At 64.0% G+C, this 20,267-nt stretch carries 15 protein-coding genes and 1 pseudogene; 7 read left to right on the top strand and 9 right to left on the bottom strand.

Translation table 11 applies throughout. The features are described from left to right. The 3 genes from GSQ79_RS02245 to GSQ79_RS02235 all read left to right on the top strand — a co-directional run. A partial coding sequence (locus GSQ79_RS02245) for an MOSC domain-containing protein (protein ID WP_210252989.1) occupies positions 1-505 on the top strand: 505 nt, incomplete at its 5' end. A 192-nt stretch (positions 506-697) separates the two neighbouring features. Beyond that, on the top strand, positions 698-1,501 hold the full coding sequence (locus tag GSQ79_RS02240; protein ID WP_158807131.1) for a glutamine amidotransferase: 804 nt from the start codon (positions 698-700) through the stop codon (positions 1,499-1,501). Between the two features lie 57 nt (positions 1,502-1,558). Then, positions 1,559-2,698, top strand: coding sequence for an alpha/beta hydrolase (locus GSQ79_RS02235; RefSeq protein ID WP_158807109.1), 1,140 nt, complete (start codon positions 1,559-1,561; stop codon positions 2,696-2,698). Positions 2,699-2,700: 2 nt separating this feature from the next. Here the strand turns inward: GSQ79_RS02235 and GSQ79_RS02230 are convergent, their stop codons facing one another. Further along, positions 2,701-5,085, bottom strand: coding sequence for a pilus assembly protein TadG-related protein (locus GSQ79_RS02230; RefSeq protein WP_158807108.1), 2,385 nt, complete (start codon positions 5,083-5,085; stop codon positions 2,701-2,703). Positions 5,086-5,322: 237 nt separating this feature from the next. After that, on the bottom strand, positions 5,323-6,120 hold the full coding sequence (gene panB / locus GSQ79_RS02225; protein WP_158807107.1) for a 3-methyl-2-oxobutanoate hydroxymethyltransferase: 798 nt from the start codon (positions 6,118-6,120) through the stop codon (positions 5,323-5,325). A 143-nt stretch (positions 6,121-6,263) separates the two neighbouring features. Between panB and dnaG the strand changes: the two genes are divergently transcribed. The 3 genes from dnaG (at position 6,264) to GSQ79_RS02210 (ending at position 12,119) form a co-directional block, all read left to right on the top strand. Further along, positions 6,264-8,189 (top strand): DNA primase, encoded by a 1,926-nt coding sequence (gene dnaG / locus GSQ79_RS02220; protein WP_158807106.1) that lies wholly within the window; start codon positions 6,264-6,266, stop codon positions 8,187-8,189. 277 nt (positions 8,190-8,466) lie between these two features. Then, a complete protein-coding gene (gene rpoD, locus GSQ79_RS02215) occupies positions 8,467-10,509 on the top strand; it encodes an RNA polymerase sigma factor RpoD (protein WP_158807105.1) in 2,043 nt (680 codons plus the stop codon). Positions 10,510-10,763: 254 nt separating this feature from the next. Then, complete coding sequence (locus GSQ79_RS02210) at positions 10,764-12,119, top strand: lipocalin-like domain-containing protein (protein WP_158807104.1); 1,356 nt, start codon at positions 10,764-10,766, stop codon at positions 12,117-12,119. A 30-nt stretch (positions 12,120-12,149) separates the two neighbouring features. Here the strand turns inward: GSQ79_RS02210 and GSQ79_RS02205 are convergent. From GSQ79_RS02205 to GSQ79_RS02180, 6 genes and pseudogenes are all read right to left on the bottom strand, one after another. Beyond that, a pseudogene (locus GSQ79_RS02205) lies at positions 12,150-12,638 on the bottom strand (urease accessory protein UreE); the annotation flags it as partial. Further along, the gene (locus tag GSQ79_RS02200; RefSeq protein ID WP_158807102.1) at positions 12,631-12,993 is read right to left on the bottom strand and encodes a 4a-hydroxytetrahydrobiopterin dehydratase; all 363 of its coding nucleotides are present in this window, start codon (positions 12,991-12,993) and stop codon (positions 12,631-12,633) included. The gene GSQ79_RS02200 and the pseudogene GSQ79_RS02205, both read right to left, overlap by 8 nt. A gap of 154 nt (positions 12,994-13,147) precedes the next feature. Beyond that, positions 13,148-13,879, bottom strand: coding sequence for an amino acid ABC transporter ATP-binding protein (locus GSQ79_RS02195; RefSeq protein WP_158807130.1), 732 nt, complete (start codon positions 13,877-13,879; stop codon positions 13,148-13,150). A gap of 84 nt (positions 13,880-13,963) precedes the next feature. Then, positions 13,964-14,656, bottom strand: a complete 693-nt coding sequence (locus GSQ79_RS02190) for an amino acid ABC transporter permease (protein WP_158807101.1) — start codon at positions 14,654-14,656, stop codon at positions 13,964-13,966. A gap of 2 nt (positions 14,657-14,658) precedes the next feature. Further along, positions 14,659-15,390, bottom strand: coding sequence for an amino acid ABC transporter permease (locus tag GSQ79_RS02185; RefSeq protein WP_158807100.1), 732 nt, complete (start codon positions 15,388-15,390; stop codon positions 14,659-14,661). A gap of 149 nt (positions 15,391-15,539) precedes the next feature. Further along, positions 15,540-16,448, bottom strand: a complete 909-nt coding sequence (locus GSQ79_RS02180; protein WP_210252992.1) for an amino acid ABC transporter substrate-binding protein — start codon at positions 16,446-16,448, stop codon at positions 15,540-15,542. Between the two features lie 321 nt (positions 16,449-16,769). On the opposite strand from GSQ79_RS02180, the gene GSQ79_RS02175 reads away from it, so the two are divergent. After that, a complete protein-coding gene (locus GSQ79_RS02175; protein WP_246725045.1) occupies positions 16,770-18,053 on the top strand; it encodes an FAD-binding oxidoreductase in 1,284 nt (427 codons plus the stop codon). 472 nt (positions 18,054-18,525) lie between these two features. On the opposite strand, the gene ureC is transcribed toward GSQ79_RS02175, so the two are convergent. Then, a complete protein-coding gene (gene ureC / locus GSQ79_RS02170) occupies positions 18,526-20,235 on the bottom strand; it encodes an urease subunit alpha (protein WP_158807097.1) in 1,710 nt (569 codons plus the stop codon). Positions 20,236-20,267: the final 32 nt, after the last annotated feature.

Below are 20,267 nucleotides of genomic sequence, written 5' to 3'. Positions count from 1 at the left end.
GCACGGCGTCGGCAAGATCCCGCACGCGACGATCCGCCTGCTGACAGGGCTCGGCGTCGAAGGCGACGCGCACGCCGGCAAGACGGTGCAGCACCTCTACCGGATGAAGCTCGACCCGACCGCACCGAACCTTGCGCAGGTGCATTTCCTCCATGCCGAACTGTTCGACGAGATGGCGGCGCAAGGCTTCGCCCTGGAGGCCGGGACGCTGGGCGAGAACGTGCTGACGCAGGGGATCGACCTGATCAACCTGCCGACCGGTACGATCTTCCGCATCGGTGCCGAGGCGGTCGTGGAAATCTCCGGCATCCGCAATCCCTGCAAGCAGATCGACGGGGTGGCGCAGGGCCTGACCAAAGCGCTGTTCGATCGCGATGCCGCCGGCCAAGTGGTCCGCAAGGCCGGTATCATGGGGATCGTGGTGTCGGGTGGCGTCGTGAACCCCGGGGACGCCATAGCCGTGACCCTGCCGCCCGAGCCGCACCGCCGCCTGGAGGTGGTGTGACCGCGAAACCATTGATGGCGGTGCCGTTGTTCAGGCCAATAGTGCTGGCACCGCACGTGCATATTCGCTCTTGCCACTATTCGACCTTGGGTTAATCCTCCTTTAACCAAATGAATCGTCTCATAAGGCGATAAGACCTATCGATCAGGAAGAAATCGCTTGTTCGACGATGCTTTCAAAGCGCTGGATGAGATGGACGGCTTCGGCGACCTCCCGCTTTCGCTCGCCAAGCCTGCGCCGTCGCGCCGCATCCTGGTCATTCTGCATCAGGCTCATTCGACGCCCGGTCGAATCGGCCGTCTGCTGATCGAGAGCGGTTATCAGCTCGACATGCGCCGTCCGAGTTGCGGCGATCCCCTGCCCAGGACGATGGACGGGCATGATGCCGCGATAATCTTCGGCGGTCCGATGAGCGCCAATGACGAGGCGCCCTGGATCCGCGAGGAAATCGACTTCATCGGCAAGCCGCTCGCCGCTGGCAAGCCGTTTCTCGGCATCTGCCTCGGCGCCCAGATGCTGGCGCGCCACCTCGGCCATCGTGTCGCGCCGCACCCGGAAGGACGCGTCGAAGTCGGCTATTATCCGATCCGGGCGACGGCGGAAGGTGGCATGATGTGCCCCTGCGCCCTGCCGAAGAAGGTCTACCAGTGGCACCGCGAGGGCTTCGACCTGCCCACCGGCGCCACCCTGCTGGCGTCCGGCGACGATTTCGAGGCCCAGGCCTTCTCCTATGGACGCAGCGCCTTCGGGCTGCAGTTCCATCCGGAAGTCACCTACGCCATGATGTGCAAATGGACCGTGACAGGGGTGGATCGTCTCAGCATGCCCGGCGCTCTGCCGCGCGATATGCACCTCAAGGGCTGGTATCTCCATGATGCCGCGGTCGCGTCCTGGCTGAAGGCTTTCCTGCGCACCTGGGCGCGCGGCGGCGCCGTGACCGGCATGATGCACCAGTCGCCGCGCACGACGCCGATGACGGCGCCCCGTCTGGCCTGACCGGCCTCCTTGCCCTAGATTGGGAGTCCGCCGTCTCGGCGCGAGGAACCACGCGTCATGATCCGCAAGACGACCCTCATCGCCGCGATGTTCAGTGCGACCGCGATACTCGCGGCTTCGAGCGCGAGCGCGAAAGTCACGCCGACGCTGAAGGACCGCTTCGACCAGATCCTTGCAACCTTCATGGGCGACCCGAGCGCCGGCGTCGACGTCGACATGAAGCACGTTCTCGACATGTGGCGCTCTATGGGGCCGCAGAAGCTGGAGACGCTAACTCCCGACGAGGCGCGCAAGCAGCCGACGCCGATCGAGGCCGCCGCCAAGCTTTTGCAGCAGGCTGGCCAGACCCTCGATCCGTTCAAGGTCACGACCAAGGACCTGACCTTCAACGGCCCCGGCGGTGTGATGAAGGTGCGCGTCTATCTCCCGGCCGATGACGGCGTCGGCAAGCCGCGGCCGGTGGTGGTGTTCTACCACGGCGGTGGCTTCGTGCTGGAGAACGCGATGAGCACCGACGTCACGTCGCGCGCCCTGGCCGGCACCAGCGGTTTCATCGTCGTCGCCCCGGATTATCGTCTGGCGCCGGACGCGAAATTCCCCGCGGCGCCCGAAGATGCCGTCGCCGCCTATGCCTGGGTCCTCGCCAATGCCGCAAGCTTCGGCGGCGACCCGGCCCGCGTCGCGCTCGCCGGCGAGGGGGCGGGCGGCATGCTCGCGGTCGACACCAGCATGGCCGCGCGCGACCGCAAGCTGCCGATGCCGGCAGCGCAGATCCTCATCACGCCCGCGGCGGGGATCGACATGAAGACCGCCTCCTATCTCCAGGACGCCGCCGCGCGGCCATGGAGCGAGAAGGCGGTGCGCTGGGCCTTCGGCCAGTTCCTCGCCAACCCGGCGGAAGCCAACGATCCGCGTATCGACATGATCGGCAAGGGCACCATGGACGGCCTGCCGCCGACCACGATCATCACCGCGGAGATCGACCCGCTACGCTCCGACGGCGAGCGGCTCGGTGGCAAGCTCAAGCTGGCGACGGTACCGACGGAATTGCGGGACTACCCCGGCGTCACCCATGATTTCTTCGGCATGGGCGCGGCGGTCGAAAAGGCCGCGCTGGCACAGCGCTTTGCGGCAGATCGCCTGAAGGCGGCCTTCGCGCCGCCGAAGTCGAAAGCGGAGCAGGCCAACCTCGAATAGCGCTACTGCACCAGCGCGACGTTCCATGCGGAGGCGGATCCCGAGAAGCACGTAGCCGCCGACATGTTGCCGCTGCCGCTGAAGTTGATCTGCGACGCGATCACCTGGAGGCACCGGCCAGCTGCCGGCGCCATGCCGGCGCTGCCGGCGAGCGTCATGGGCCCGTACGGAAAGTAGATGGCGCCGTTGAGCGTCGATCCGCCGTAGCCTTCGGTCAGCGCGATGCCGCCGGTGTTGTAGGTGGTCGGCCCGACGATCAGGAGATTCGCGTAGGGCCCTGTCGTCGGCGCGGAGAGCGACACGTTGTTGAATCCCGAGGAGATGCAGAAGGCGGCGCTCGGGCAGTTCGCCGACGCCATCGTCGAGGCCGCGCCGGTGACGAAGGTCACGTCTGTGCCGGTGGCGCCGACGGAGACGCCGTTGCAAGTCGTGTTGCCGCCGTTGGCGTAGCCCATCCCGATATAGCCGCTGACCGTGTAGATCCCCGAGCCGAAGATCGTGCCGCCGGCCGTCGCGACGGAGCCGTTGATGTCGTGTTGGGCCGCCTTGCTGAAAGTCATGCAGCTGCCGCCCTGCGGGGCGTAGATATTGCCCGCCATCTGGAACAGGCCCGTGGTGGCGTCGCCGAACGTCGTCGTCGATCCGCCGCCGACATACAGTGCATAGCCGTCGCTGCTCGCACCGACCTGAAAGCTGTTCGTCGTGGTGTTTGCGCCGAGCAGCAGCGTCGAGCCGCCGGTATTGTAGATGCCGCTCGACAGAAGGAACATGCTCGGCCCGGCGAAGGTCGTCGTCCCAAGATTGCAGATGCTGTATTTGCCGGCGCCAGTACAGGCGGTCGTCCCCTGGCCGATCGCGAAGCTCCCGGCGCCGAAGGTGGTGGTGCCGCCACCGGCCGTGTAGACGCCTTGCGCAATGGTGAAGGCGCCCGCGCCGAAGGCGGTCGTGGCGCCGCCTGCCGTGCTGACGCTTTGCCCGATGGTGAAGGTCCCGGCGCCGAACGTCGTGGTCGACCCGCCTCCGGTGCTGACGCCTTGCGCGATGGTGTAGGTGCCGGCCCCGAAGCTCGCGGTCGCGCCGCCAGACGTGCTGATGCCTTGAGCGACATTATACGTCCCGGCGCCGAACGTCGCGGACCCGCCCGTCGTGCTGATGCCCTGCGCAACGTTGTACGTGCCCGCCCCGAACGTGACGGATCCGCCGGTCGTACTGACGCCTTGGGCTATATTGTACGTGCCGGGGCCGAAGACGACGGAGCCGCCCGATGTCAGAACCGTTTGCGCGATGTTGAAGGTGCCGATGCCGAAGGTCGTCGTCGATCCATAGGACGTTGTGACGCCTTGGGTGATGTTGAAGATTCCTGGCCCGAAAATGATCGTCCCGTTATTCACGATCTGGCCATTGAAATTATAGGTCGTCGGCAGGATGGTGCCGGGATTGAAGGTGACGGTCACGCCGTTCTGCACGGTCACGTTGCCGAAGCTGACGGTCGTGTTCAACGGGCAGGTGACGACCCACTGATTGAAAAGCCCGACGGCGACGCAAAGCTGCGCCAAGAGGGCGGAGAGTGTCGTCGCTGGCGTCGTGAGAATGCTCGAACCGAAGACGAGGTCGACCCCGGCCGGGGCTGTCACCGCTGGCACGGTGGGTACGGAAGCAACGGTCGGCGCGAGCGGCGACGCCAGGCTGTTGACGGCGGCGAGGTGGGTGGTCAAGGCGCTGACGCCCGCGTTGCCGGCCAGCGGATCGGTGACGGTCGCCTGCGACTTCGCTCCGATGACGTTCGAGCAGCCGGCCGACAAGGCGCCGCCATAGGTCGTGGCGACGTCGCTGATCGAAGTGCCGCATGGTGCCGTCACGTTGGCGTTCGAGGCGACCGCACAGGCCGGCGCCGTGATCGATGTCGATCCGGAAATGCTGATGCCGGCGGCCGTGGTTCCAAGCGCGATCACGCAGGCATTCGTCTTGACGCCGAGTTGCGCATAGGATTTCGCGACGATCGGCACGCTGGAGCTGAAATTGACGACGGGCGCGAGAAGCAGCAGCTGGGTTTTCGCGATGCTGACGAACACCGCCTGATCGCTCGCGTTTTTCGGCGAGGTGATGAGGCGGACGCTGACCGCCGAGGCCGGTATGCCGTTCAGCAAGGCGACATTCTGGGCCGCGGCGATCATCGACGTGGTGGACCCGTTGGACGCGTAGGCCAGGCCGCCGGCGTAGGACGCCATATCCGCAACCCGCTGAATCTCGGCTTTTGCCAGAAGCCCATGGCCGAATTCGACGACAAGGGAGGCGAAGGCCACCAGCATCGGCAGCGCGACCGCGCCGATGATCGAGACCGTGCCGTCACGACGCCGCAAAAACGATCTGACGAGAGAAAACAGCATAAGCCCGCTGATTTTGAAGAAAGCGACCTCTGGTCGCACTTTACCCATAGGAATAGCACGTCACCGAAACGCGCCACTCTTCAAAATCGCAGGATTATATAATCAAGATGATAATGTTCGCGGCATACGCACATGCTATAAGCTTGAGCTTGAACGCATATACTTGACTCATGCGGCCGCTTCTTGCTGGCGCAGGCTGTTTTTCCTGCGCCGCCGGCAACCCGGTTTGCGCGCGACCTAAATCAGCGCCAGTTCCGCCTTCGGCATGGCGAACACGTTGCCCGCAGCGGGAAAGCGGCGTTCACGCACGTCGTCCACGTAGGTTGCAGCTGCCTCGCGCACGGCGGCGCCGACCTCGGCGAAGCGGCGGTTGTGGCGGAACGCGGCGTCGGTGTAGCCGAGCACATCGGTGATCACGAGGACCTGACCATCCGTCTCGCGACCAGCCCCGATGCCGATCGTCGGCGCAGCGATCGCTCTGCTGACGCGCGTCGCCACAACTTCGGGGATTAGCTCGAGGATCAACATCGCGATGCCGGCCTCGTCGAGGGCGATGGCATCGGCGAGCAACTGGTTGGCCGCTTCGACGGTCTTGCCCTTGAGCCGCTTCTCGACGTGGTGCTGCGGTTCCAGCCCGATGTGGCCGCTCACGGGAATGCCGGCGTCGCAAAGCGCGCGGACGATCTCCGGCCTTGCCCCCTCGAACTTGACCATGTCGGCGCCGGCGGCGATCAGGCTTCGGGCGTTGGCGACGGCGTCGGCCGGCGTGTCGTAGGTCGCATAAGGCAGGTCGGCGAGGATCGGCGTCTCGGGCGCGCCACGGCGGACGGCGCGCACGTGGTGGGCGATGTCGGCAAGCGTCACCTCCTGCTCGCTGGCATAGCCGAGGAAATTGGTGCCGAGACTGTCGCCGACGAGAATCAGGTCGATCCCGGCCGCAGCGAGCGCCTTGGCGGTCGGCGCGTCATAGGCGGTGAGGACCGTGATCGGCTGGCGCCCCCGCTTCATCTCGAAAAAACGGCTGGAGATGCTCATGTCTCATCACGCTCCCGTGGCGCTTCCTGGTGGCGACCGCCGTCCGCTTCAAGGCGAATTTTTACGGCGCGCCTGTTGATAGAGGGGATAAGCTTCGAAAAGCCATCCCGATTCTTAAGTCATGCCGCATAGGTGTGGGTTCAATGCGCTTTCCGCCATCCTTCCTCGACGACATAAAAGCCAGGCTTCCGGTTTCGGACGTCGTGCGGCGGCGCGTCAAGCTGATGAAGTCCGGCCGCGAGTGGAAGGGCCTGTCGCCCTTCGGCTCGGAGAAGACGCCGAGTTTTTTCGTCAACGACCAGAAAATGGCGTGGTTTGACTTCTCCTCGGGCAAGAACGGCAACATTTTCGATTTCGTGATGGCGACGGAAGGCCTGTCTTTTCCTGAGACGGTCGAACGGCTGGCCCAGGATGCCGGCCTTCAGCTGCCGGAGCGTTCGCCCGAAGCCGAGCGCCACGAGCAGCGCCGCGCCGGCCTGCACGAGGTGCTGGAATTCGCCGCCGCCTATTTCGAAGCGCAGTTGCGCGGCGAGCGCGGTGGTCGGGCGCGGGCCTACCTCGTCGAGCGCGGCATCAGCCTCGACAGCCAGAAAACGTTTCGCATCGGCTATTCCCTGGGCGACCGGCATGCCTTGCGCGATGCGCTGGCCGCCAAGGGCGCCTCGGCGGAAACGATGATCGAGGCCGGCCTGCTGATCCACGGCGACGACATCCCGGTGCCCTACGACCGATTCCGCGATCGCGTGATGTTTCCGATCACCGACCGCGGCGGCCGGATCATCGCCTTCGGCGGCCGCGCCTTGGACAAGGACGCGCAAGCCAAATACCTGAACTCGCCGGAGACGACGCTCTTCCACAAGGGCGCGGTGCTCTACAATCATCACCGGGCGCGCAAAGCGGCGCATGACAAGGGCCGGGTGATTTCCGTCGAAGGCTATATCGACGTCATCGCCATGCACGCCGCGGGATTTCCCGAGACGGTGTGCGGCATGGGGACCGCGCTGACGCCGGAGCAGGGGGCGCTGTTGTGGGGCATGGCGGCGGAGCCGATCCTCTGTTTCGACGGCGATAAGGCCGGCCGCAAGGCGGCGTTCCGCGCCGCCGAGATGGCCCTACCGCTGATCGGGCCGGACAAGACGCTGGCCTTCGCTCTGATGCCGGAAGGCCAGGACCCCGACGATATCTTGAAGGCGGCCGGCCCGGCCGCCGTGGATGAGGTGCTGCGCACCGCGCTGCCGCTCGTCGATCTGCTCTGGGCGCGGGAGACCGAAGGCCGGCCGCTGGCGACGCCGGAGCATCGCGCCGCGCTGGAGCGCGCGCTGGCCGAAGTCGCCACCGGCATCCGCGACGAGGCGTTGCGCCGGCACTACAAAGCGGCGTTCGAGCAGCGCCTGAAAACGCTGTTCGGCCCGACGGAGCGCAGTTTCGAGCGAAGGCAACCTGGACCGGCGCGACGCGGCGGGCGCGGGCGCGGCGGCGCCTTCCAGGACGAGCGGGTCGGCTATCTCTCCTCGCCGGTGATGGCGAGCGCCAGCCTGACCCAGAGCCCGGCGTTCCGGGCGTCGCATGCGGCGATGCCGGCGCGCGAGGCGCTGATCCTCACGCTTCTGCTCGCTCACCCAACTTTGATCGCCGATCATGCCGAGGAACTCGCGGGCCTCGATTTCGCCGCCAAAGAGGCGGGGCCGCTGCGCGACGCGATGCTCGATCTGGCGCAGGACGACGCGCCGCTGAGTAGCAGCCTACGCGCCGCGCTTGGCCATGGCGGGTACGACGCGACGCTGGCAAAGCTCGATCGGGTGGGTCCGGCTTTCGGCTGGTATTCGCAGCCTGACGCCGCTTTGTCGGACGCCGATGCGGTTTTGCGGCAGGCATTGACCTTGCATCGCAAGGCGCGAGCGCTACATAGGGAGTTGCTTTCCGCTGAAGCTGCTCTAGCTATCGACGCTAGCGAGGCAAACTTTGCCCGCATGCGAGACATCCAGGAGCAACTATCCGCTCTTGCGGGCACGGAGGCAGCAGTTGAAGGGTTCGGCGCTTCCTCTGGACGCCCAAAGCCAATGCTTTAAACGCGTTTCCCGGCCGGGTTTCCATCCGGGCGGTAAAAGTCGTTAACGCACACTCGGTTAAGGCACATGTTCGAAGCGGTGATCTCTTGGATGGATGGTCCTTGGGGGCTGATCCGATCCAAGCCATCGTGGACCGCGCGGTCCGATGGGTTGGTTGAGAAGAGCTCACTCTTCCATGTTGCGCAAAGTTTAGTCTATGGCGGCGGACCGCGGTTCCGTCAGTCTCCGGGTACAGCGGGCCACGACGCGGCCGGTACCAGGTGGGAAAGAGGATCGGATGGCGAAGAAGGAAAACGAGAAGGCGGAAACCGAAGGCGCCGTGACCGAGAGCGCCGATGGCCCCTTGCTCGACCTCTCGGATGCCGCCGTCAAGCGGATGATCAAGGCCGCGAAAAAACGCGGTTTCGTGACCTATGCCGAGTTGAACTCCGTGCTGCCCTCGGAAGAGGTGAATTCGGAACAGATCGAAGACATTCTGGCGATGCTCAATGAGATGGGCATCAACGTCGTCGAGGCCGAGGAGGCCGAAGAGGGCGAAGCCGAAGAGGACAAGGAAGAGGAAGAAGCCGAAGGCGGCGATCTCGTCGAGGCGTCGCAGCCCAAGGCCGTCGTCATCAAGGCGTCCGAGCCGGCCGACCGCACCGACGATCCCGTACGCATGTATCTGCGCGAGATGGGCTCGGTCGAGCTGCTGTCGCGCGAGGGCGAAATCGCCATCGCCAAGCGGATCGAAGCCGGCCGCGAGGCGATGATCGCCGGGCTCTGCGAGAGCCCGCTGACGTTCCAGGCCATCATCATCTGGCGTGACGAGCTCAATGGCTCGCGCGTGCTGCTGCGCGAGATCATCGATCTCGAGGCGACCTATGCCGGTCCCGACGGCAAGAACACGCCGAAAATCGACATGACGGCGCCCGGCGCCCAGGAGGCGCTTGCCGCCCAGCAGGCGCGCAATGCTGCGCCCGCGACCGCGCCGATGAACCCGCCGGCCGGGCTCGATGGCGAGATGCCGCCGCCGGAAGACAACTTCGACGACGAAGACGACATGGAAAACTCCGTGTCGCTGTCGGCGATGGAATCCGAGCTGAAGCCGAAGGTGCTCGACACGTTCGACCGCATCGCCGACGCCTACAAGCGCCTGCGCAAGCTGCAGGACCAGAATGTCGAGAACAAGCTCAAGAACGAGACGCTGACGCCGGCGCAGGAGCGCAAGTACAAGACCCTCAAGAAAGAGGTCGTCACCGACGTCAAGTCGCTGTCGCTCAACCAGAATCGTATCGATTCGCTGGTCGAGCAGCTCTACGACATCAACAAGCGTCTGATCAGCCTGGAAACCAAGCTGCTGCGCCTGGCCGAGAGCTATGGCGTCGGCCGCGAAGACTTCCTCAAGAACTACCAGAACTCGGAGCTCGATCCGAAGTGGGTGCTCCGGGTGTCCAAGCTCGGGCAGCGCGGCTGGAAGGATTTCGTCGGCAAGAGCCTCGAGCCGATCAAGGACATCCGGACCGACATCCATTCGCTGGCGACCGAAACGGGCCTGGAGATCCAGGAATTCCGCAAGATCGTCCACATGGTGCAGAAGGGCGAACGCGAAGCCCGCCAAGCCAAGAAGGAGATGGTGGAAGCCAACCTCCGTCTCGTGATCTCGATTGCCAAGAAGTATACCAATCGCGGCCTGCAGTTCCTGGACCTGATCCAGGAGGGCAACATCGGCTTGATGAAGGCGGTCGACAAGTTCGAGTATCGTCGCGGCTACAAGTTCTCGACCTATGCGACCTGGTGGATCCGCCAGGCGATCACCCGCAGCATCGCTGATCAAGCAAGAACCATCCGCATCCCGGTCCACATGATCGAGACGATCAACAAGATCGTCCGGACTTCGCGGCAGATGCTGCACGAGATCGGCCGCGAGCCGACCCCGGAAGAGCTGGCCGAAAAGCTGGCGATGCCGCTGGAAAAGGTGCGGAAGGTTCTCAAGATCGCCAAGGAGCCGATCTCGCTCGAAACGCCGATCGGCGACGAGGAGGATTCGCATCTCGGCGACTTCATCGAGGACAAGAACGCGATCCTGCCGATCGATGCCGCGATCCAGTCCAACCTGCGCGAGACCACGACGCGGGTTCTGGCCTCGCTGACGCCGCGTGAAGAGCGCGTGCTACGCATGCGCTTCGGCATCGGCATGAACACCGATCACACGCTGGAAGAAGTCGGCCAGCAGTTTTCGGTGACCCGCGAGCGTATCCGGCAGATCGAGGCCAAGGCGCTGCGCAAACTGAAGCACCCGTCGCGGAGCCGGAAGCTGCGGAGCTTCCTGGACAACTAAATGCAAGGCTATGCCGACGGCCATAAGCGCTGCCGTTAGTCGTCGTGCATGCAATCGATGCGTGCACGACGACTCGCTCCCGTCGCTGGTCATCAGGTGCCGAGCACCCGGCCAACGATGTATACCGCCTGAAGTGGCGCTTCGTGCCCGTATCAGCTAGCTCTAACAAAATACTACCTTAGGGTGTATTTTGCATGACCTTTTCCTTTTCCTTGATATGATCGAGGAGTGTGGAGGATAGTCGGGAGGGCTTGATGACGGCTGACAGTGCGATCTCACCCGGCGAGGTTTTGTCCGACCTCGGGACTACGTTCGCCGCCTATCTCGCGACCATCGAGAATTTCTACACCCCCGACATTCTTGCCCTGATGCGGACGGTTGCAACGACCTCCCCGACGCCGGCGGCAGTCGAGGCTTGCTATCAGCTCTTGAGCAACTGGACCGGCAGCGGGATGAACCTTCCTCTCCCGATCCCGCCGGCCACGGGACTTTCGTTTCCGAAGGACCACGGCGAGCATTGGGACACGCCGATCGAATGGCGATATCTGGCGTGCAGCCTTTCGCTCAAGGGCGGCGGCCATATCCATGCGATCACGAATATCTTCCGCAAGGCGATCGCGACTGTGGCGAGCGCATCGGCTCTGCGCGATGTCGAGCGCCAGATCTACAGCACCAGTCGCGCCGTCACCATCGACCTGCCGGGCAAGGCGCCGGTGCACTACTCCTTGCCGGTGGAGACCCGCTCGGCTTTGCAGGGCGGCATGGAGGTTGCCGGCGATCCGTTGAAACTCGTTGTCGGCGACACGAGCCTCATCGCCACCACCTCGGATGTCTTTCCCATTCGCTTTCACTTCGAGGCAGCCGGCGATACGGCTGTCGGACGCCCCGCGATAACATTCGACATCGAAGCGGAAGCCGCCAATCCGCTATTTCTTCAGGGCTTGGACGGATACATCGGGGCGCCGGCTGGCCAGCCCCAAGCAGTCAGCTGGTACTATTACAGCTGGCCGCAACAGCCGACGACCGGGACGGTCATCATCGACGGCACGGTTCATACCGCGGCGTCCGGCCTGACTTGGATGGATCATCAATGGGGCGGCTACCCCGCACCGACGGCCGCGACGCCGCCGGGCTGGAGCGGGTGGTGCTGGTTCGAGTTCCAGTTCGACGGAAACCGGTCGCTGACCCTGGCGTGCTCGCACGCGGGACTCAAGGGTCACGAACTTCCGCTGATCAATCCTGGGTTCGGCACCTTCGTCGATAACGGCAAAGCGTCGTTGGTCCCGGCGGCTTTAGAAGTCCTGGCTTATAGCAAGAGCACGGAAACGGATGCCCACTATCCCAGTGATTGGTTGATCGAGGTGGGTAGCGCTCAGGGGCCCCTCTTGCTCGTCGTCAAGCCAAGGACGGTTTTGAAGAACCAGGCGATGTGGATGGGTGGCCTCACCGAATATTCCGAAGCCGCCGCGACGGTCACCGCGATCGGTCAAATCAACGGAAAAGGCGTCGAAATGGCAGGCATCGGCTACTGCGAAGGCGTCGGGTTCGAAGATCCTGCCGAGCATGAGGCGCGCGTCGTGGCGTTCCTGACATCTTTATTGCCACCCTGATTGTATCGTGGCCGGGCTGAAGGCGTTTCAATCGTGATGGTGACCGTGATGACCATGGCCGTGGTGGCCGTGGCTGCCCTCGGCGTAGGCGCCGCCTTCGGGATCGAACGGCGCCTCGATCGGCACGACCCGACCGCCAAGGCCAAAAACCATCGCCTCGATGACATGATCGCGCCGGATCCGCAGGCGTTTTCCCACAAGCTGCACCGGCAGATGGCGGTTGCCGAGATGCCAGGCGATGCGGACCATCGCCGCGGGGTCCGGGCTGGTGATTTCGGCCAGCGGCTCCGGCGCGGCGACCACCTCGATCAAGGCGCCGTCGTCGAGCACCAGGGCGTCGCCGCCGCGCAGCGCCGTGGCTTCGGCGAGATCGAGCAGAAAGGTCGTGCCCTTGACGCCGGTCATCGCGACGCGGCGGCGGTGGCGTGCGTCGAAATCCAGCACCACGCAGTCGAGGGGACGATCCGTCCAGGTGTTCTGCCCACGCACGGTGGCGGCGCGGCGTGAGATGTCACTCATCATATTTGATATAGGCGTGGCGCGGATCGCTCGGTGTGCCGCTGAACGGCACCCCGGGGCGCCACGCGACGACCTCCTCGATTTTTGAAGCCAGCGCGAAATCGAGGTCGGTGATGCCCTTCGCCGAATGCGTCGAGAGCTTTACCGTCACGCTGTCGTAGGACACCGCGAGGTCGGGGTGGTGCCAGGCGGCTTCGGCGAGATGACCGATCGTGGTGACCACCATCAGCGTGCCTTTCCAGCTCGCGGTTTTGTAGGTGCGCTGGATCGTGCCATCGGTGAAATACCAGTGCGGAAGCTCCGACTTCAGCCGCACGTGGATCGCGGCATCGTCGTAGGTTTGCGGCTTGGCCATGCAAACTCCTGTTAAAGGCCTCAATCTGCCCCTCTCCCCTTGCGGGGAGAGGTCGGGAGGGGGGGCGCGGCATTCTTCCGCGTCTCAATCGAAGCAGATGGATGGACCCCCACCCCTAGCCCCTCCCCGCAAGGGAGGGGGATCAGGCTGCGGTTTAGTGCGCCAAAATCTTCGACAGAAACGCCTGCGCGCGGGGGCTGCGGGGGGTGCCGAAGAAATCGTCCTTGCGGGCGTCCTCCACGATCTCGCCGGCGTCCATGAAGATCACGCGGTCGGCCACCTTTTTAGCGAAGCCCATTTCGTGGGTCACGACCATCATCGTCATCCCCTCCTTGGCGAGCTCGACCATCACGTCGAGCACCTCGTTGATCATCTCGGGATCGAGCGCCGAGGTCGGCTCGTCGAACAGCATGCAGATCGGGTCCATCACCAGAGCCCGGGCGATGGCAACGCGCTGCTGCTGGCCGCCGGATAACTGGCCGGGATATTTTTGCGCGTGCTTGGTCAGGCCGACGCGCTCCAGCATCTTCTCCGCCTTGGCCATCGCGGCGTCATGCGAGCGGCCGAGCACTTTTTCCGGACCGAGGCACAGGTTCTCGACAATGCGCAGGTGCGGGAACAGCTCGAAGTGCTGAAACACCATGCCGACGCGGGAGCGCAGGTTGGGAAGGTTGGTTTTCGCCGCGGTGACGCTGATGCCGTCGACGGTGATGGTGCCGGACTGGATCGGCTCCAGCGCGTTCACCGTCTTGATCAAGGTGGACTTGCCCGATCCCGATGGGCCGCAGACGACGACGACTTCGCCCTTGTCGACTGATGTCGTGCAGTCCTTCAGGACCTGGAACGTCGGATTGTACCACTTGCTGATATTGTCGATCGCGATCATGGCCATGACGGAAACTTTCGCACTCTTTGAATGGATAAAGCATCGGATCGGACGCAAAAGTCTGCAACTTTTACGTCCGGTGCTCTAGCGCACGATACTGACGCGGCGTTGCAGGATCTTCACCAGCGTCGAGGCGGTGAAGCAGATGATGAAGTAGATGCACGCCGCGAACAGATACATTTCCGTCAGGCGGCCGTCGCGCTGCGCGATCTTCGACGCCGCGCCCATGAAATCGGTGATCGAGAGCACGTAGACCAGCGACGTGTCCTGGAACAGCACGATGGTCTGGGTGAAGATGACGGGCAGCATATTACGAAACGCCTGCGGCAGCACGACGAAGCGCATGACCTCGCGGTAGTTCAGGCCGATGGCGTAGCCGGCCGAGACCTGTCCGCGCGGGATGGCCTGGATGCCGGCGCGCATGATCTCCGAAAAATAGGCGGCCTCGAACAGCGTGAAGGTCACCATGGTCGAGGACAGCGCGCCGACCTGGATCGGCCGATCGGCGCGGATGATCCACTGCCCGATGTAGGGCATCAGGAAGTAGAACAGGAAGATCACCAGCACCAGCGGCAGCGAGCGCATCACGTTGACGTAGCTCGCGGCGAAGCCCGAGAGGATGGGCTTGGACGACAGTCGCATCATTGCGATCAGCGTGCCGAGGATGATGCCGCCGATGGTGGCGATCACGGTCAAGGTGAGCGTGAAGCTCATGCCTTGTTCGAACAGGTAGGGCAGGCTGCGCCAGATGACGCCGAAGTCGAAATCGGAGAACATCGCTACTTCCCCCCGTTGAAGCCGGGAATGACCAGCCGGCGTTCGAGGAGGCGCATGCCGATCGTCACCACGGCGCTGAGGATCAGGTAGATCACCGTGGCGGCGGTAAAGGCCTCGAACACCTGGAACGAGAATTCCTGCATCGCGCGCGCGCGGGCCGTCAGTTCCAACAGGCCGATCGTCAGCGCGACCGAGGTGTTCTTGATCGTGTTGAGAAATTCCGAGGTCAGCGGCGGAAAGATGATGCGGTAGGCCAGCGGCAGAAGGATGTAGCGGTAGGTCTGGACCGTGGTCAGGCCGATCGCGGTGCCGGCCATGCGCTGGCCCGAGGGCAGCGACTTGATGCCGGCCGTCACCTGCGTCGCGACGCGCGACGACATGTAGAGGCCGATGCCGACGACGGACGTATAGAACGGGCCGTTGTTGAGCTGCTTGATCCAGATCCCCAAGGCGTGGGGCAGAAGCTCCGGCACCACGAAGAACCAGATGAACAGCTGCACCAGCAGCGGGACGTTGCGGAACAGCTCGATGTAGACGTTGCCGAGGACGACGAGCGGCTTCGACGGCAGCGTCCGCATGATGCCGATCAGCGACCCGAGGATGAAGGCGACCGCCCAGGCGCCGAGCGCGGTCAGGACGGTGATTTCCAGGCCGCTGATCAGCGTGTCGAAATAGGTGCCCGTCCCCTCGGGCGTCGGCTCCCAGAAGATCGACCAGTTCCAGTTATAATTCATGCGGCGATCTCATCCTGCGGTCCGCGAGAACTTTCACGCCTTGCGAAGGCGCCGGCGTTCAACCGTGCATCGTGCAACAGCGACGGGGGATACCCATCGCTGTCGCATCCCCGTGCCGGGGAAAGGCTCGGCCCCGTTCGGCCGGCAGATCAATCGGCGTAAGCGGCCGGATCCGGCGAATCGCTCGGGCTGGCGAACTCCTTCTTGAGCGACGACGGAATCGGGAAGTTGAGGTTCAGGCCGGCCTTGTTGATCGGCTTGGTGAACCACTTGTCGTAGAGCGCCTGGCCTTCGGGGCTTTTGTAGAGCGCCGCGGTGGCCTTGTCCGCGACAGCCTTGAAGGCCGGGTCGTCGCGCCGCATCATGATGCCGTAGGGCTCGGCCTTGGACAAAGTGAACTCGGAGATGACATAGGCACTTGGATCGCGCGATCCCGCGACGAAGCCGGCGAGCAAAATGTCGTCCATGGCGAAGGCGACGGCGCGATCGGTCTCGACCATCAGGAAGGCTTCGGCATGATCCTTGGCGGGAATGATGTTGATGCCGAGCTTCTTCTCGGTGTTCACGTCGTTCAACTGCTTGATGTTCGTGGTGCCGGAGGTCGAAACCGCCGTCTTGCTCTTGAGGTCATCGAGCGTCTTGATACCGCTCGCCTTCTTGGAGACGAAGCGCGTCGCGGTCAGAAAATGCGTGTTGGTGAAGGCGACCTGCTTCTCACGCGCCGCGTTGTTCGTCGTCGAACCGCATTCGAGGTCGACGGTGCCGTTGGCGATCAGCGGAATGCGTGTTGCCGACGTCACCGGGTTGTACTTCACCTCGAGCTTGGGAAGGTTGAGCTCCGTCTTCACGGCGTCGACGATCTTGGCGCAGATGTCCATGGCGAAGCCGACCGGCTTCTGATTGTCGTCGAGGTAGGAGAACGGCACCGACGACTCGCGATAGCCGACCGTGATCGCGCCGGTTTCCTTGATTTTCTTCAACGTGCCGGTGAGATCTTGCGCCTGCGACGGCGTCGCGAGCAACGCTGCAACGCAGCCTGCCACGAGAATTTTGAACATCATTCTGCGCATCCTTGGTTCGTGAGGGACGGTCTCGAGTGAGGCGTGGTGATCAGTAAAACGTGGTGCGATGGCTTTGACACGATCTGCCGTTCAGCGCGATATCGATCGCTCGACTGAGTCAAGGCGGACGATGTCTTGTACCAGCATCAACAGAGCGTTGCGAGGTCGCTACGGTGCCGCGCGATAGTATCCGCGGCGTTAGCCAAGTCGAGATAGACGTGCAGCTTTATTATGATTGTGCTTCTCCGATCCGACAGGGTAAGCGGAGCAAGAAGCATTCCAGCTGAGCAACAAATTGCGACATCGAAAGCCACGACGTTGAATAAAAAGCATCGCGTCGCGATTCTCGGCGGCGGCGCCATCGGGATCGTCAGCGCGCTCGAGATTTTGCGCGCGGGGCATGCCGTCACCATCATCGAACCGGGCGAACCCGGCGGTCCGCAGGCCGCGAGCTACGGCAATGCCGGCTGGCTTTCGTCGCACTCCGTCATCCCGCCGTCGGAGCCCGGGATCTGGAAAAAAGTCCCGGGTTATCTCATCGATCCGCTCGGGCCGCTGGCGATCCGCTGGCGCTACCTTCCCAAAATCGCGCCCTGGCTGATGCGCTATCTGCTGTCGGGTTTTACGGCGGCACGCGTCGAAAGGACGGCGCGTGCCCTGCGGCCGCTGCTCGTTGGCGCGCCCGGCCTGCACAAGAGCCTCGCCGCCGAAGCCGGCGTCCCGCACCTGATCGAGCAGGCCGGGGTCATGCACATCTTTCACTCGCGCGCCGACTTCGAAGCTGCCCGCGTCGCCTGGGAGATCCGTCGCAAGGTCGGCATCACGTGGCTGGAACTGTCCGGCGACGAATTGCGCCAGCGCGAGCCCGATCTCGACCGTCGCTACACGTTCGGTCTCCTCGTCGAGGAAGCCGGACGCTGCCGCAATCCCGGCGCCTACGTCGCCGCCCTTGCCGACCTGGCCCGCGCGCGCGGCGCCGTCTTCGTGGGCGACAAAGCCGTGCGTCTGCGGATCGAGGCCGGGCGGCTGGTGAGCGTCGTCACCGCGGCGCATGGCGAGATCGCCTGCGATCGCGCCGTCATCTGCGCCGGCGCGCATTCCCAGCCCTTGGCGGCATCGGCCGGCGACAGGGTGCCGTTGGAATCGGAGCGCGGCTACCACGTCGTCATAGCCAACCCGCCGGTCGGCTTGCGCACCTCCGCGATGGCGTCGGACACGAAAATGGTGATCAACGCGACGGACTCCGGCCTGCGCGCCGCGGGTCAGGTCGAGTTCGCCGGCCTTGACGCCGCACCGGACTGGCGCCGCGCCGACATTTTACGCGACAACCTGCTCGGGATGTTTCCCGGTCTGCCCCGCGACCTCGCCGCGAGCCGGATCAAAGTCTGGATGGGCCATCGGCCGAGCACGCCGGACGGGCTCCCTGTGATCGGGCACGCTAGATCCACGGAGGACGTCGTCTATGCTTTCGGCCATGGTCACGTCGGACTTGTCTCGAGCGCCCGGACGGGACGTGTCGTGGCCCAGCTGATCGACGGACGCGAGCCGGAAATTCCAGTTGCACCGTTTGCCGCGACGCGCTTTCGCCGTAGGGGCCGATGACGCCGCTTGGTCTTTAAACGACGATTTCGTCTAGACGAATGGATAGGTTGTACATGCAACATCTGCATGCTCAAGTTTTGCCGTGAGCGAGCCGAGGGCTCTTACTTGAACGCGCTCTTTATTGGATGCGCGTTGCGGGACGAATTCGATGATTGATGGCCGTTGTCTCCTGGAAAAGGTGGCCGCTTTGCTTGAGCAATCGCGGCGAAGACGGCTGCAATGCTCCGTGCCAGCAGCAAGACGGCCGTCGGCTCGGCGCGATAGTCACACGGTAGTGGCGGGCGACCGGCTTATGACGGCCGTTCCCTTGGGACTATATTCCGAAAAGCTCTGATGCCGGCGCCGCAACGCTCCTCCACTAGAGCGCTTTCCGCTTTGGTGGAATCACCAAAGCGATTAGAAATCGCTCGCTTCTCGAAAAGTAAGAGTATTTTCTCGACCACAAAGGTCCGCAACTTTTGTGGAAAATGCTCTAAAATAAGAAATACCGCTGCGCCATCGGCAGCTCGGTGGCTGGCTCGCAGGTCAGGTGTTCGCCGTCGGCGGTGACGTTGTACGTCTCGGGATCGACGTGCAGCACCGGTGTCGCGTCGTTGTGGATCATGCTGGCTTTGGAAATGCCGCCGCGGGTGTTTTCCACCGCGACCAGCTGGCGCTGCGTCCGCAGTTTTGCCGCCAGGCCCTTGTCGAGCGATGTCTTCGACACGAAGGTCAGCGACCCACCCGTCATCGACGCGCCGAACGAGCCGAACATCGGGCGATAATGCACCGGCTGCGGCGTCGGAATGGAGGCGTTGGGATCGCCCATCGCGGCGATCGCGATCACGCCGCCCTTCAGCACCAGGTCCGGCTTCACGCCGAAGAAGGCCGGCGTCCACACCACCAGATCGGCCAGCTTGCCGACCTCCACCGAGCCGACGTGTTTCGACACGCCATGGGCAATCGCGGGATTGATCGTGTATTTCGCGACGTAGCGCTTTGCGCGGGTGTTGTCGGCGAGGCTGTCGCCCTTCAGGGGGCCACGCTGGCGCTTCATCTTGTCCGCGGTCTGCCACGTCCGGATCAAGACTTCGCCGACGCGGCCCATGGCCTGGCTGTCCGAGCTCATCATCGAGAGCGCGCCGATGTCGTGCAGAATATCCTCTGCGGCGATGGTCTCGCGGCGGATGCGGCTCTCGGCGAAGGCAAGATCTTCCGGGATCGACGGATCGAGGTGGTGGCAGACCATCAGCATGTCGAGATGTTCATCAAGCGTGTTGACGGTGAACGGCCGCGTCGGGTTGGTCGAGGATGGCAGCACATTGGGCAGGCCGGCGACGGTGATGATGTCGGGCGCATGCCCGCCGCCCGCGCCTTCGGTATGGAAGGCGTGAATGGTGCGGCCCTTGAACGCCTTGATCGTTTCCTCGACGAAGCCGCTTTCGTTCAGCGTATCCGAGTGGATCATCACCTGGATGTCGTGGTCGTCGGCGACGCTCAGGCAGTTGTCGATCGCCGCCGGCGTCGTCCCCCAGTCCTCGTGCAGTTTGAGCGCGCAGGCGCCGCCCTCGACCTGCTCGACGAGCCCCGCCGGCAGCGCGGCATTGCCCTTGCCGGCGAAGCCGAGGTTCATCGCGAAGCCGTCGGACGCCTCGATCATCCGGGCGATGTGCCAGGGCCCCGGCGTGCAGGTGGTGGCAAAAGTGCCGGTCGCCGGCCCGGTGCCGCCGCCGAGCATGGTGGTGATTCCCGACGCCAGAGCCTCTTCGATCTGCTGCGGGCAGATGAAGTGGATGTGCGAATCCATGCCGCCGGCGGTGATGATCTTGCCTTCGCCAGCGATGATTTCGGTGCCCGGCCCGATCGGAATGGTGACGCCCGGCTGGATGTCCGGATTGCCGGCCTTGCCGATGGCGGAAATCCGTCCGTCGCGGATCGCGATGTCGGCTTTGACGATGCCCCAGTGGTCGAGGATCAGCGCGTTGGTGATCACCGTGTCGGGCGCGCCCTGCGCGCGGGTCATCTGCGACTGGCCCATGCCGTCGCGGATCACTTTTCCGCCGCCGAACTTCACCTCCTCGCCGTAGATGGTGAAGTCGCGTTCGACTTGAATGAACAGGGTGGTATCGGCGAGGCGGACGCGGTCCCCCGTGGTAGGGCCGAACATGTCGGCATAGGAGGCGCGGGGAAGGGTTGCGGACATCAGGGGTTCCTGGCTCAGGCACGGACGTGCCG

This window comes from Beijerinckia sp. L45 (assembly GCF_009765775.1).
GTDB lineage: Bacteria > Pseudomonadota > Alphaproteobacteria > Rhizobiales > Beijerinckiaceae > RH-AL1.
This window is presented reverse-complemented; position numbering and strand designations above follow the sequence as displayed.